Source organism: Dyadobacter sp. (genome assembly GCF_017744695.1).
Lineage (GTDB): Bacteria > Bacteroidota > Bacteroidia > Cytophagales > Spirosomataceae > Dyadobacter.
This window is the reverse complement of the sequence record NZ_JAGIAS010000007.1, coordinates 378,379-393,543: the sequence shown is the minus strand read 5'-3', so window position 1 is coordinate 393,543 and position 15,165 is coordinate 378,379. Positions and strand designations below refer to the sequence as shown.

General features: G+C 49.7%; 12 protein-coding genes. 7 read left to right on the top strand and 5 right to left on the bottom strand.

The genetic code is table 11. The features are described from left to right. Positions 1–136 precede the first annotated feature (136 nt). The 7 genes from J7619_RS25010 to J7619_RS24980 all read left to right on the top strand — a co-directional run bounded on the left by J7619_RS25010 (position 137) and on the right by J7619_RS24980 (position 7,098). On the top strand, positions 137–2,260 hold the full coding sequence (locus J7619_RS25010; RefSeq protein WP_291205402.1) for a cytochrome c biogenesis protein CcdA: 2,124 nt from the start codon (positions 137–139) through the stop codon (positions 2,258–2,260). A gap of 100 nt (positions 2,261–2,360) precedes the next feature. Next, entirely contained in the window at positions 2,361–4,844 is a 2,484-nt protein-coding gene (locus tag J7619_RS25005) for a glutaminase family protein (RefSeq protein ID WP_291205296.1), read from the top strand. Between the two features lie 254 nt (positions 4,845–5,098). Then, the gene (locus J7619_RS25000) at positions 5,099–5,491 is read left to right on the top strand and encodes a hypothetical protein (protein ID WP_291205293.1); all 393 of its coding nucleotides are present in this window, start codon (positions 5,099–5,101) and stop codon (positions 5,489–5,491) included. 12 nt (positions 5,492–5,503) lie between these two features. Further along, positions 5,504–5,863 carry a helix-turn-helix transcriptional regulator gene (locus tag J7619_RS24995; RefSeq protein ID WP_291205291.1) on the top strand — a complete coding sequence of 120 codons (360 nt, stop codon included), beginning with the start codon at positions 5,504–5,506 and terminating at the stop codon, positions 5,861–5,863. Between the two features lie 220 nt (positions 5,864–6,083). Next, positions 6,084–6,326 carry a hypothetical protein gene (locus J7619_RS24990; RefSeq protein ID WP_291205288.1) on the top strand — a complete coding sequence of 81 codons (243 nt, stop codon included), beginning with the start codon at positions 6,084–6,086 and terminating at the stop codon, positions 6,324–6,326. A 135-nt stretch (positions 6,327–6,461) separates the two neighbouring features. Next, entirely contained in the window at positions 6,462–6,668 is a 207-nt protein-coding gene (locus J7619_RS24985) for a hypothetical protein (protein ID WP_291205285.1), read from the top strand. Further along, a complete protein-coding gene (locus tag J7619_RS24980) occupies positions 6,571–7,098 on the top strand; it encodes a PIN domain-containing protein (protein WP_291205282.1) in 528 nt (175 codons plus the stop codon). Before J7619_RS24985 ends, J7619_RS24980 begins: the two co-directional genes overlap by 98 nt. A gap of 52 nt (positions 7,099–7,150) precedes the next feature. Here the strand turns inward: J7619_RS24980 and J7619_RS24975 are convergent, their stop codons facing one another. From J7619_RS24975 to J7619_RS24955, 5 genes are all read right to left on the bottom strand, one after another. Next, positions 7,151–10,273: an efflux RND transporter permease subunit gene (locus J7619_RS24975; protein WP_291205279.1), complete on the bottom strand. Its 3,123-nt coding sequence runs from the start codon at positions 10,271–10,273 to the stop codon at positions 7,151–7,153. Positions 10,274–10,298: 25 nt separating this feature from the next. Further along, a complete protein-coding gene (locus tag J7619_RS24970) occupies positions 10,299–11,351 on the bottom strand; it encodes an efflux RND transporter periplasmic adaptor subunit (protein ID WP_291205276.1) in 1,053 nt (350 codons plus the stop codon). A gap of 65 nt (positions 11,352–11,416) precedes the next feature. Next, entirely contained in the window at positions 11,417–12,748 is a 1,332-nt protein-coding gene (locus J7619_RS24965) for a TolC family protein (protein ID WP_291205273.1), read from the bottom strand. A gap of 83 nt (positions 12,749–12,831) precedes the next feature. After that, the gene (locus tag J7619_RS24960; RefSeq protein WP_090156145.1) at positions 12,832–13,299 is read right to left on the bottom strand and encodes a MarR family winged helix-turn-helix transcriptional regulator; all 468 of its coding nucleotides are present in this window, start codon (positions 13,297–13,299) and stop codon (positions 12,832–12,834) included. A gap of 156 nt (positions 13,300–13,455) precedes the next feature. After that, positions 13,456–14,925: a M48 family metalloprotease gene (locus J7619_RS24955; RefSeq protein ID WP_291205270.1), complete on the bottom strand. Its 1,470-nt coding sequence runs from the start codon at positions 14,923–14,925 to the stop codon at positions 13,456–13,458. Positions 14,926–15,165: the final 240 nt, after the last annotated feature.

The following is a 15,165-nucleotide window of genomic DNA, read 5'->3' as shown; positions in this document are numbered from 1 at the left end:
GGGAAAAGGGAATTTCAAATGATGAATTTTTTTGTGAAAATTACGTTGGTTTAGAAAGCTCTATCAAAATTGTAGATTGATCGCCGGGACGTTCGCCAGCAATATCCCGGCCCAAGCCATTACCCCATACATCGACATGAAACGCGGTATCATACTCATTTTCACCTTTTTCCTTTTCGTGGCCAGCTTCGCGCAGGCGCAAGTCCAGAAGGCCAAAGCCCACTGGACCTATTCATTTTCCAAACCGGAAGTCAAAAAGGGTGAGACTGTGGACCTGATTTTTACTGCAACCATCGACAAAGACTGGTACATGTACTCGTCGGATTTCGATCCGGACCTGGGCCCGATGCTGACTACATTTACTTTTGAAAAGAACAATACCTTCGAAACCGTCGGCAAACTGAAACCGCAGAACCCGAAGACGAAGTATGAGGAAGTGTGGCAGGGTAATGTCCGCTATTTCGAAGGGAAAGGTGTTTTCAAGCAAACTGTCAAGATCCTGGCCGACAATCCGGTTATCAAAGGGACTTCCGAATACCAGACTTGCAGCCACGTGAGCGGCCTGTGCATTCCGGGCGGTGAAGATTTTGAATTCAAAGGATTAAAAGTAGCCTCCGCCACAAGCTCCGCAAGTGAGCAACCTAATGTAGGCACCACAACGCCCGCCGACAAACCGGCAGTAGCGCCTATCACCGCACCAGCCACCGACACCGCCGTGGCAGTTTCAGCAGGCGACATCCCCGCCAGTACGGACAACGCTACTACAAAAGCGGGTGCGACGGAAATTTCTGCCAACCCAACCGCCAGTGCTTCGACAACCGCCGAAACACCTGCTACCAACGGCTCATTGCTGGGCTTCGCATTGGCCGCATTCCTTTCGGGCCTGCTCGCATTGCTAACCCCCTGCGTTTTCCCGATCATCCCGATGACCGTGAGCTTTTTCACGAACCAGGAAAGGGGCAAATTCAAAGCATTTGTTTACGGTATATCCATTATCCTGATCTATACATTAATAGGTACCGTCGTTTCGCGGCTGAACGGGCCCGCATTTGCCAACTTCCTCAGCACGCACTGGCTGCCTAACCTGTTGTTTTTCGCGATCTTCATTACGTTTGGTTTATCGTTCCTCGGTCTTTTCGAGATCGTGCTGCCGAGCGGGTTTGTAAATAAAATGGACCAGAAAGCCGATCAGGGTGGCTATGCGGGGGTTTTCTTTATGGCTTTCACATTGGTACTCGTGTCATTCTCCTGCACCGGGCCGATCGTCGGCAGCCTGCTCGTAGCCTCCGCGGGTGGTGAAGTCGTAAAACCGATTGTGGGTATGGCGGCATTTTCGGCTGCATTCGCGATTCCATTCACTTCTTTCGCATTGTTCCCGCAATGGCTGAAATCACTGCCCAAATCCGGCGGCTGGCTGAATACCGTGAAAGTGGTGCTAGGCTTCCTTGAACTAGCGCTCGCGTTGAAATTTTTCAGCATTGCCGATCAGGTTTACCACTGGCATTTGCTCGATCGTGAAGTTTACCTCGCATTCTGGATCGTCATTTTTGCATTGCTCGGCTTCTATTTATTAGGTAAGATCCGCACACCGCATGATTCGCCTGTTGAAAAAGTGAGTGTTCCAAGACTGCTTCTGGCGATCGTTACATTTACATTCGTCGTGTACATGATCCCGGGCATGTGGGGCGCGCCGCTCAAAGCATTGGCCGGCTATTTGCCTCCGCAATCGACATTGGATTTTGATTTAAACAAAAGAAGCACAGGGGCCGCTTCATCAACCCTTTCCGGTGAGGCCCGCAAATATGCCGACCTTTTCCATTTACCCCACGAACTCGAAGGTTTCTTCGATTACCAGGAAGCATTGGCCTACGCCAAAAAGGTCAATAAACCGGTTTTCATCGACTTCACCGGCCACGGCTGCGTAAACTGCCGCGAAATGGAAGCCCGCGTATGGGTCGATCCGGCCGTGCTGCAACGCCTGAATAATGATTATGTGATCGTCGCCCTGTATGTCGATGACAAAACGGAGCTTCCCGAAGCCCAATGGTACACTTCCAAATATGATAACAAGGTGAAGAAAACCATCGGTGCCCAGAATGCCGACCTGCAAATTGTGAAATATAACAACAACGCCCAGCCGCATTACTGCCTGGTCGATCACGAAGGAAATTTGCTGGTTCAACCTAAAAACTACGATCTCGACCCGGCCAAGTTCGCGGCGTTTTTGGATAGCGGGAAGGCAGCGTTTTTGAAGAAATAAGTGTCGGACTGTTCATTAATGAACTTATCCCCTATCATTACGGGGATATTCCAACTCCGGGACTGAAGTCCCGGGCTCACTCACAAAACCGACCGAAACTATGCTCAAACGCTGGCTTACCGCGCTGACGCTTCTCACTACCTCAACGATTTTTGCACAATCCGTGCGGCCACCGGCCACACCCCTCGTCACCATTGATCCCTACACCAGCGTGTGGTCGTTCGGCGACCAGCTTACAGGCTCCATCACCAAACATTGGACCGGCAAGCCACATCCGATGGACGGTCTCATCCGTGTCGACGGCAAAGCCTGCCGCTTTATGGGCGCCGCCACGGCTGAGATGAAGACCATTCTGCCGACTGCCAAACAGGAAGCCTACACCGCCAAATTCACCGTCACCAAACCCGATCCGGAATGGTGGTTCAAAGAAGGATATAACATCAGCACCTGGAAGCAAGGCCCTGCGCCATTCGGTACGCACGAGCGCAATGACGCGATGCTCAAAGGCGGCACCGAATTCCCGAAGGAGCTCTGGTACCGGCGCGATTTTAACCTCACAAATGTCGATTTTGAGAAGCCTGTCCTGAATATCTTCCACGACGACGATGTGCAGGTGTTCATCAATGGCGTTCCCGCCTACGACTGTGCTCCCTGCTTTACGAGCGACTATGAGTTCAAGCCGATCAGTCCCGCCGCTGCAAAGGCTTTAAAAAAGGGCAAAAATACATTAGCAGCCTATGTGAAGAATGGCGCCGGGCCGGGTTACATCGATATTGGCCTGGCCGACGAAATCACACCGAAAGGTGCCGACGCCGTGGCATTAGCAAAGCAGACTGGCTTTGAAATGAAGGCTACGCAGTCCGTTTACCGCTTCGACGCGGGACCGGTACAGCTTACGGTCCGTTTCGTGGCACCATTGATCATGCGGGATTTGGTGCTGCTCTCGCGTCCGGTGAATTATGTGATATATGAAGTAAAATCCGCCGACGGTAAGCAGCATGATGTGAGCATTCTGAATGCCATATCGGGACTTTGGGCTACCCACGACAACACCCAGTCGGTAGTCGGCACAAAGGCCAACCAGGACGGACTAACTACATTATCCCTTGCCAATTCAGTCCAAAACCTCCTGGCCAGAAAAGGTGACGACGTGCGCATTGACTGGGGGCAGACCTATCTGGCCGCGCCGCAAGGCACGGTAAAAGGCGCTGCAATCGGCGCTCCGACCGATATCATTAAAGAATTTGCTTCCAAAGGCTCGTTAAGCGGCGACCAGGCCGGGGAGGCTCCGGCGGATAGCAAATCAATGGGGCTGATATTGAATGCGGGAAAAGTGGGTGCGGAAATGAAATCGGTACATGCAATGCTGGCTTATGACGACGGCTACTCCGTACAATATTTCGGCCAAAACCTGCGGCCGTGGTGGAACAAGGATGGCAACCAAACCATCGCCGGCGAGCTAAAAAGTGCCGAAGCCGATTTCACCAAAATCCTCCAAACCTGCGACGATACCGACAAAGCCATTTACGACGACGCACTCCATGCAGGCGGCAAACAATATGCCGAGCTCTGCGTGCTCGCGTACCGTCAGGCTATTTCCGCACACAAACTCGTCGCCGACCCGACCGGCACGCCATTGTTTTTCTCCAAAGAAAATTTCAGCAACGGCTCCATCGGAACGGTCGATATCACTTATCCATCGGCGCCATTGTTCCTGCTTTATAACCCGACGCTGCTCAAAGGCATGATGGGACCTATTTTCCATTATTCGGAAAGCGGTAAATGGACCAAACCTTTCGCCGCGCACGACGTAGGCACCTACCCGCTCGCGAACGGACAAACCTACGGCGAGGACATGCCCGTGGAAGAATCCGGCAACATGCTGATCCTCACCTACGCCATCACGAAAGCCGAAGGCAACACCGATTATGCCAAAAAGCATTGGAAAACCCTCAGCACCTGGGCCAACTACTTGAAAAAAGAAGGCTTCGACCCTGCCAACCAGCTTTGCACCGACGACTTCGCGGGACATTTGGCGCATAACACCAACCTGTCCATCAAAGCCATCATGGGTCTGGCCGCCTACGCCAAACTCGCCGAGCAACTCGGCGAATCGAAAGAAGCCGCCGAAGTAACCGCATTAACCAAAGACTTCGCTCAGAAATGGGTGCAAATGGCCGCCGACGGCGATCACTACGCATTGACTTTCGACAAAAAAGGCACATGGAGCCAAAAATACAACCTCGTCTGGGACAAGCTCCTCGGCCTGAACCTGTTCCCAAAAGCCGTCGCCCAAAAAGAAATCGCCTACTACCTCACCAAACAGCAACCTTTCGGCCTCCCGCTCGACAGCCGCAAAACCTACACCAAATCCGACTGGATTGTATGGACCGCCACGTTGGCTGAAAAACCGGAGGATTTCCAGGCATTGATTCAGCCCGTTTATAAGTATGCCAATGGTACTACCGACCGCATTCCACTTTCGGACTGGCATGAGACTACGAATGGTAAGTCCGTCGGTTTCCGCGCCCGGTCTGTGGTTGGGGGGTATTGGATGAAGGTACTTGGGGAGAGGTGGAAGTAGGCGCTTGCTTAGTCATCTAGTCAGGGGGTCAGGGATTGTCGGGTATGGCGATTTCTGGCCCTTTGTCTTGATATCATCCTTGTAAATTTAACGCTCGATGTTAAATCTGCAAGGATGGTATCCCGTTCATACATCTATCTCTACCGGTTGCTCATTGATGATTAAACATTAGGTTAATACAGCTATCTACAACGCCTTATGCTGAAACGGGCCTGATTTCAGGCTTGACAAATATTAAGTTAAAACTTAACTTTATGTCAAAGTTCAGCATTCGGTTGTCGGGCAAAGTATCATCGACAAGAATTAAACTTTTCAAGCTGGCTATTAACCAGATTTGCCCAATCGACGAATTTGAAAAAGTCATGAGGCGCGATGCTACCTTAAATTTTGAAATTGAAAAGATTTATTCAACCATTGAAGATTCATGTAATCTTGTAACGTTGCCTAAAACGATTTTTCGCCAATTGAAGCTCGGCAAATTGCCTTATCAGCTTTACGAGGCTAAAAGTAAGCACTTACGCTTCTATCTATTCAAGCTGGAAAAAACAGGAAGGGTAATTTTAATTGGCGGGCGCAAGACTGACCAAAAAGCAGATTTTAAATATCTGGAACGACTATTAAAGGAGATCCATTCACAGGGAATTTAACCACGAGAACTTATGACAGAACGCGAGGAAATTTTGAGAGGTACCGGCTACTGGCTCGCAAAAGTGCAAATCCAGGTTTTCAACCTCCTCAACACCTACATGAAGGAAAACAATCTAACCCAGAAGCAGGTGGCCGAGAAGCTGAATGTATCCCCCTCTTACGTCTCTCAGATTCTGAATGGTAATTTCAATTTTACCATTTCAAAACTGATTGAGCTCGCATTGCTCGTTGGAAAGGCACCTATTATTAAGTTCGAGACGATTGAACAGATTTTGAAAGCCGAAACGGCGCAAATGCAGGCAGAAAGCAAATCTAAAAAGAAGAAAACTGCCAGTTTAAACAGCCCGGTTTCGAATATCTCCATTAGTTAGATCTGCCGACCGCCGTGTTCGTATTCCGCCCCTACGAAATCTCCTTCAATCGCAAACCCAACTTCCGGGTCAGATACCGGCTTTATTCATATGTAACGCTATGAAAAATCTTGCCGGTATTGCCCTGCGATGGTGCGGCTTGTCGAAAGGCTCCGGGCGTGGTTACATACGCTAGGTCACCTTAGGCAGGGCATAATCTTTAACCTAAAAAGTAACGCAAATGACAACTTCATCACACACAACCGAATCCGAGGATTCGGTATGCCTCGCTTACGGCAGGCAAGTAAAAGAACTTTTGAATGTAGGCAGCCCGGCTGAAATTCGCGATCACCTGTGGTCGATTTACAGCGATGCAATGGCATTTCAGCAGGAAGCCGGCTACAATCCGCGTGTTAGTGACATTTTTATGACTTTCAGAGAGCTGGTATTTTTCATACAGCGCATTGAAAGTATGAAAGCATGATTTGAATGAAGGGCCAGAAATCTCACGGAAGGCAATTTCCGGCTCTTCTGCCAGATTACCGCCAGCCTTCTGCTCATTCGTGGCATCATATATTACTGAATTTGATTAAATTGTGATACAACTGACGACGCGATTATGGAAATCGAACGACAAAACGAGGACATCGTCATACGCTTCAACGCTTCTCTCATCGATATGGAAGAAGTACAAAAGCTTACCAGCTATTTCCGCTTTCTTGAATCCAATGCCAAAAATCAAGGCACTGGGGAACAGGCCGCGGAGCTCGCGCGTGAAGTACACGGTGCATGGTGGGCGAAGAACCGTAGCCGTTTTATCAAGTGACCATAGTTGTAGATGTAAACATCATTTTCAGTGCACTCATTACCCGGATAATAAACTGGCGAAAATCCTCACTCATCCCAATCTTCAAGCAAAACGCATTAGCTGCTATTACGCGGTTGTAGAGCTTTTCAAGCATCAGTCAAAAATTGTCAAGTGCTCGAAGAAATCTGTTGATGAAGTGATCGATGATTTGTTTGCCGTTCTCACCAGCATGCAATTGTACAATGAGACCTTCATCGAAGAAGAACACTGGTTGGAGGCCGAGCGTCTAACCGCAGGAGTTGATTGTTTCGACATTAACTACATTGCGCTAGCATTACATACGGGTGGCACGCTTTGGACCGGCGATAAGAAATTGATCGAACATCTACGCCGAATGGGATTTGATCAAACAATCAGCACCGCCAAACTATACGAAACTTTAATGTAAAATGCCCCACTGCCGAAAACAGTGGGGCATTTTACATTTATTCAAAGCATTATCAAGCCTCCAAAACCATCTCTTCCTTCACCTTCCGCTTCTTCCGCTTCGCAAAGCGCTCCTTAATCTTATCCACCACATAATAGGCGCTAGGAACCAGGAACAGCGTCAGCAGCAATGAGCTGGTCAAGCCACCGATGATCACCCATGCCATACCATTCTTCACCTCGGCACCGTCGCCGGAAGCAAGTGCAATCGGCAGCATACCCGCGATCATTGCGATGGTGGTCATCAAAATCGGACGAAGACGTTCCTTGCCGGCTTCAATAAGAGCTTCTTTTAATGCGTAGCCTTCTTCTTTCAACTGGTTAGCGAAGTCGACGATCAGGATCGCGTTTTTCGCTACCAAGCCCAGGAGCATGATCATACCGACGATCGAGAAGATCGTGAGGCTTTCCATGGTCAAAGCCAGGGCGGTTAATGCGCCGACGAGGGCTACCGGGATCGAGAAGAGTACCACAAATGGGTAAATGGTACTTTCATACAGCGCTACCATGATGAGGTAGATCAGGATGATGCCGAGCAGCAACGCCACCCCAAGACTGCCGAATGCGTCAGCCTGATTTTTCAGGTCACCGCGATATTCGATGCTGATGCCTTCGGGGAGCTTCACTTTCGCCATTTTAGCCTGAATGTCGGCACCGATGGAGCCGGACGGGCGGCCTACTACCTGCGAGTTGATGGTGATCGACGACAGACGGTCGATACGTTGCAGCACGCTTTCCCCCATTCCTTCACGGATGGTGGCAAATTGCGAAAGTTCGAAGGTCTGCCCCTGGCTGTTCACGAACGTCAGGTGACGAATATCGTCAGCTTTGGAGCGGTCGAACTGGTCGAGGTTCACCATAATGTCGTATTCCTTGCCGTTTTGCTTGAATTTCGAACGGTCGTCACCGCGGAAAGCGGTTTGTAATGTTGCACCTACTTCGGCAGCATTGATACCTAGCTGCGCCATTTTCTCGCGATCAAGCGTCACGCCTACTTCCGGTTTCGGATCGTCCACGGAATAATCGACGTTGGAACTACCTGGCACGGAAGCTACGATTTCTTTCACCTGTGCGGCGGTTTTACGGATCACGGCCATGTCGGTGCCCTTTACGGCTACCTGGATCGGAGCCTGGTTGGCATTACCGGTGATCGAAGTCGGCGCGACGGTTACTTTTACGCCCGGGATTTGCAGGATTTCCTTCTGGATATTCTGGCCAAATTCTTCGGACGAAATGGTACGCTCCTTTTTATCCACCAACTGAACGGTTAAATCGGCAATGTTGCTGTTGGAAGTGGTCCCCAAACCGGTACTGCTGTAACCGACATTGGTAAATACCTTGGTAACCTCCGGTTTTGCCAAAAGGATTTTTTCGACACGCTGCGCTACCTGATTGGTTTGATACACCGAAGCAGTCGGTGCCAATTCAATGGAGACATTCAACTCACCACGGTCGCTTTGCTGCATGAACGCCGCTCCTACAAACCCGCCCGGTACCAATGCGATGGAACCGACGATCAGAAAGATCGAAAGCAGGAAAATGTAGCGTTTGTGGCCCAGTACCCAGGTAAGGATGCGACCATATTCTTCTTTTACATTATCCAGGAATCTCTCGAATCCGAGGTTCAAACGGCCCCACAGCGTGTTTTTATCCAAAACTTCGACTTTGCCAAAACGCGATGCGAGCAATGGGGTCAATGTAAATGAAACTAACAAACTCATCAAGGTAGAGAATACGACCACCAGGGAGAACTCACGCAAAATGTTCCCGATCAAGCCCTGCGTCAATGCAAGCGGCACGAATACCACGACGTCCACGAGGGTAATCGCCAATGCGGTGAAACCGATCTCGGCCCGGCCATCCAATGCGGCCTGCCAGCGACTTTTGCCCATTTCCATGTGACGGTTGATATTCTCCAACACCACAATAGAGTCATCGACGAGGATACCCACCACGAGCGAGAGCGCCATGAGGGTCATCAGGTTGAGCGAAAAGCCCATCAAACTCATCAATATAAATGTCGGGATCATCGACGACGGCAATGCCACAAGGATGAACATCGAGCTGCGGAAGCTGTGCAGGAACAACAGCATGACCACGGACACGATCAGCACCGCGAGGCCAAGGTCAAACACCACGGCATTCGCCGACGCCAATGTGTAAATGGATTGGTCGGAAGCAATATTGAATTTCAAACCCTGCGATGCATATTGCTTTTCAAGGCTCGTCAGGCGCTCGCGGGTAAGCTTGCTCACATCCACAGCATTCGCGTCGGATTGTTTCTGAATTTGCAATGCCACCGACGGGCGACCATTGATGTGGTTCACCGCGGTAGCGTCAGCCACGCCGTCATAAACCTCAGCAATGTCGCGAAGGAAGATATTCCCGCCATTCGAAGATTTACCTACTATTACATTTCTCAAATTGGCAACCGTAGTAAGCTTCGCGTCAAAACGGATGGACAACTGGTCTTCCTGGGTTTTTACCTGGCCGGCCGGGTAAGAAGTGTTCGCATTGTTGATCGCGGCCGAAACCTGACTGATCGACAAATGGTAAGCCTTCAATTTAGCCTGACTGATATTTACCTGGATCTGGCGTTCGGTACCACCAATAATGGTCACCTGCCCCACACCAGTTACGTTCGAAAGCTGTGGTTTCAGCTTGTCGTCGATGAGGTCGTACAATGCAGACGGCGAAAGGTTCGCGGTCACGCCCATTCTCAAAACCGGGATTTCGTCGGTCGAGAACTTGTTGATAACCGGGCGGTCGGCGTCATCGGGCAGGAGTGAAATCGCTTGCTCCACTTTCCGCTGCGCTTCCTGTTGCGCCAAATCGACGCTAATGCCTTGTTTCAACTGGATAATCACGGACGAAACCCCTTCCTGCGAAGTCGAGTTGATCTGGTCCAAACCTTCAATGGCCGACACGGCATCTTCAATATGCTTCGTCACGTTCGTTTCGACTTCGTCCGCAGAAGCTCCGCGGTAAGTCGTCATCACGCTCACAACGTTGGCCTCGAATTTGGGCAACAAGTTGTAAGACAATTGGTTGTAGCTAATCAAACCGAATAGTACCAGTACGACGAATACTACGGTTATGAAGAGCGGTCTCTTTACGGCTACTTCGGTAATTGACATAATTCTTTCAGTTTGCTGATGAAGATTATTTTGTAACGGTCACCGAAGCGCCTTCGCTCAGGTTGATCTGTCCGGTTGTAACTACCGTCTCGCCGGCTTTCAGGCCTGTCAACACTTCCACATTGTCGCCTACTTCGCGGCCCACTTCAATTTTGCGCTGTTTCGCCACGCCGCCTTCCACCACGTACACATACGGGTTACGCACGCTTTCCACGAGCGCGCTGCGCGGGATCAGGAGCGACTGCGCGCTGCTTTTTTGCTGGAATTCAACGGTTACGAACGTTCCGGCTTTCAGTTCAGTCGAGTTTTTCACCACAATTTCAACGGGATAGTTATGCGACTCGTCACCTTGCGGAGCGATGTAGGAAATCACGCCGTCGATCTTTTTACCCGGGAAAATACTGGTGCTCACCTGCACGTGCTGACCTTCGTTAAGCTTATACACATCGTTTTCGTTGATCATCACCTGTACTTTCAGGCGCGATACGTCCAGGATCGTTCCCAGCGAAGTACCTACATTCACAAACTCGCCCGGCTCGATGTTTTTCTTCACGATGCGGCCGCTGATGGGCGCCTGAATAGACGCGTCGCTGATCTGCTGTTTGATCTGCTCGGCCTGGTTCAATGCATTGTCGTAGTTGTATTTGGTATCGTTCACCTGCACTTCGGTGGCCGCATTACCCGCCAACAGTTTGGAATAGCGGTCGGTGTCTTTTTTCAGTTTGTTGATATTGAGTTCGGTAGCTTCGAGTGACAGTTCTTTCAAACGGCTATCCACTTTCACGATCGTCGCGCCCTGGCTTACGTGCGAGCCGAGTTCGTATTTCACAGCCAATACCTTACCGGCAGCAGTTGCCATAATTTCGGCTTCTTTATAAGGAATAAGGCTACCGGTGCGGATCAGCTGCTGATCGGCGCTGCCTTCCTGCACTGCAGTGGCGGTTACCGGAATGGTTACATTCTTATTTTCGGGCATTTTCTTCTTCTCGTCGATCTTGGCTTTGTTGGCCACAAGTCGCAAACCGATCAGAACGCCGATGAGGGCGATGGAACCGATGATGATGAGTTTTCTTTTCATGGAGATTCAAATGAGTCAATGAGTGAATGAATGAATAGCCTGCAAGCAGGCTTGTTGATGAAGTGTTATGGTAATGCTGTGTAAAATTCGTTGAGACTACCGGTTGACTGTTCAAGGCCCAATTTCGCCTGGTAGTAGCTCAGCATCGAGTTGATATAGTTGCTTTGCGACTCTTTGTACGAAGTTTCGGCATTCAATAAATCTGTCAGCGGCACGGTGCCTTCGCGGTATTGCAGCGTTGTTACGTCGTATACCTCTTTTGCCAGGGTCACGTTGTTTTCGTCGCTCGCCAGATTGGATTTCGCTTTTTGGAGCTGGGTCAATGCGTTGCTGTTCTGCAATTCGTAGTTCTGCACATTGAGTTTCAGTTGCTCTTTCTGCGTCATCAGGTTCAGGTCGGCTTGCTTATACTGCGCGTCGCGGCGGAAGCTATCGAAGATTGGGATACTCACTTTCAGACCAATCGCGCCGTAACTGAACCAGTTACCCCAGGAGGTACCAAGGTCGTTCCCCAGCGCCTGCACGCCATAGCGGCCGTAAACCGATACCTTGGGCAAATAGCCTGCTTTAATGCGTGCTTTTTCCAATTGCTGCAAATCCATATTCAGGTTCTGGATTTTGAAATCCGTCAGATTGGAAGCATCAAACTGTCCCGGCTCTACAATTTTGAAAGGTTGATCGAGCGGATTGTCTGCGAGCACGAGTTGATCGCTCAACGGCATACCCATCTGGAACTTCAACTGGTTTTCGGATAGCGTCAGGTTGCTTTCCGCCAGTGTGAGTTGTGATTTGATATTGTTCAGATTCACTTGCGTCCGGTCGTAATCCACTTTCTTGATCACACCGTTGTCCAGTTGCAACTTCAATGTGCTCAGGATCTGGCTGGTTTTATCCAAATTATCCTTCAAAAGCGCGATCTGCTGCGAGGTCACGAACACCTGGTAATAGGCATTCGCTACATTATATATGATCGTCTCCTTCGTTTTCTTTGAGTTCAATGCTGCATTCTCCTGGTTCGGTTTGTTGGCTTGAATACCCACCAGCAGCGACTGGTCGAAAATCACCTGATCCACCTGCGCAGAGGCATTGCTCTGGTATTTGGTACCCAGCGCCACACGACGGTCTTCTCCGCCGAAAAGCGCGCCCGGCAACACGGTTGATTGCAGTTTGAGGTTGTCGTCGAGCGATGCGTTACCCGCTACTTGCGGCAGATAACCCGCCAGCGCTTCCCGGCCCTGCTGCACCGCCGTACTTTCTTTATACTGAGCTATTTTAACGTTCCCGTTATTCTTGATTCCGTAGGCAATGCAATCTTTGAGCGTCAGACGCGTCTGCGCCCAGCCCGGTGCCACCGACGCGGCGACTACGATGATTGCGGCTATCCATTTACTTTTCATTTGACCTGTTGCTGATTATTGTGGCTAATGATAGATAGTTGACACCTCTACTGGTGATATATCAACTATTAATTGAAAAAAAATTATTTGTCTACAACTTTGACGACCCTGTCCAGATAGCCCAGGAACGTCGTCCATTCCTGCTCTGTAAAATGTTCCATAATCTGGTTGTTGAATGCGATCGCAAGCGACTGAATACGTTCGCAGACAAATTTCCCACTCGGCGTAAGCGATATCAGATTCTTTCTTTTGTCCTCAATATCACTTTCGATTTTCAGGAAACCATCTTTGTGTAAAGTCTGCACAGAACGCTGGATACCCGCTTTATCTTTTTGCAAAATATTGGCAATGTCCTGCTGCGTGCGCGCCTGTTCCTGGAAATATACAACCATCAGAATAGGTAGTTGCTCAGCGAGCACTGGAATACCTTCATTGACGAGCTCCGCATTCATTTTCTTGAAAACCGTTTTGGTAACGGCCCCCAATTTGAATTGCAACGAGTTCTTCAATTCTTCCCTAAGGTTTTGCCAGCTATCGATGTTTGCGCTCATGATGTTACAAAGGTATATTGTGTTGATATGTCAACCAAATTTTAAAGTGAAAAGTTTCTGATCCCGGGACTAATGGTAGATTGGTCAGGATGAACGGTCAACAAAAAGAGCGACGACATTGTTTGATGCCGCCGCTCTCCTATTTTTCGAAGTAGGTTACTTACCCAGTATTTTGAAAAGCGAGCCCTTCGCAACTTTGTCCGTTAGTGCCATGCCATTCAGGATAGCGAGTTCGTCGAGCTTTCCATCGGGCTGATTGTTATCTTTCAACACCTCGCGCAAAGTTGCTTCGCGCTGGGCAGTTTTAATGCGGATGCGCTCCGGCTGGCGGTTCAGGATATTGGCATCGGAAACCGATTTGAAACCCTGTGCCACCGAGCGGAACTGGCCGGCATTAGAAGCATAGTTCCCTGCTGTGGACACACCATGAATCGCGTAAATGTTGCCGCCGTACTGGATTAGCCAGGTACCTACTTGCACAGTATTGTCAGTAGCCGCCACTGCCTGCCCCGTTTGCGATTGCTCCGCCTGCTGCGATACCATCACCAGCGCCGGATTACCGTTAATCGTCGTTTTATTGTTTTCCAATACTTTCAAACCGTAATTCTTCACCACTGCCTGCGCCGCTTCATCTAGTGTTTTGCCATCCGCGAGGGTAAAAAGCATCATCGATTTACCATCCTTTGAGGCCATCTGGAATTGTATCGGCGAGTTTTCATATTGCCAACCGCTCGGCACCGGGAACTGGAATTTCAGGGAGGGGTGGTAGAATGTATTATTCTCCACAAAACCCTGCTGCGGGTCGTTACCGTATATAATGCCATCGATTTTGCGCAAATACACATCGCGGTTTACATTATACTTGCCGGGATGTGCAGTCTGGTATTCGGCAGCCAGCTTGCCCACCTTCTGCATACGGTCACCCGGATCGGGGTGGGTAGACTGGAATGTAGGGATCGCCTGTCCTGCTTTTTCAGAGATTCTTTTGAGTGTACCAAAAAAATCGGCCATTTCCCTGGCGTCATAACCAATCTTGCTTGAATAATCGACCCCGATTTTGTCCGATTCGGTCTCGTGGTCGCGGCTGTAACTCAAAAAGAGCAAGCCCAGCGCCTGTTGCGCCTGCTCACCCATCGCACGTACCTGCGGGGAAAGGATCATCCCCGCCGCGAGGCCAACCTGCCCGAAGATCTGTGAGGTCTGTTGGCGGGCCGAGTGACGGGCCGTAATGTGGCCGATTTCGTGGCCGAGTACGCCGGCGAATTCGGCTTCATTATTGAAATGCGCCATAATTCCCCTTGTAAAATATACGTAACCACCGGGTACTGCAAATGCATTCACTACCGGTGAGTCCACGATGAAGAACTTGTAAGGTAGATCGGGCCGGTGCGAGATCTTCGCCATGGCCATACCTTTCTCATTGATGAAGGATTGCAGGTTTTTATCGTCATAAATGCCCATGGTGGCCACGATAGACGGGTGCGATTCGGCTCCGAGCGCGATCTCTTTCTCTTGCGACATAAAGACGATCTCTTTTTTGCCAGTAACCGGATTTTTGGAACAACCTGCGAGCATTCCAGCCACCACAACTGCCGGCAGAATGCGAAATGCGTATTTCATTTTCATAAAATTTGAAAAATGACTTGAATGAAGGGATTGGTCAAAATTAAATGTTCTCGCGAATTATATGCAAAGAATCATGCCAAATAGTGACTTCGGCATTCGGCTGACGGCTTTCGACTTTGGGCACTGAACAATGGGCGGTCGTAAAAATATTTGCCATTACGCCGGCTTATTCTCTAAATTACCACTTCTTCCCAAAACCGGGTGGAACAAACTTGAATACAAACGACACCTCCTAAGCCC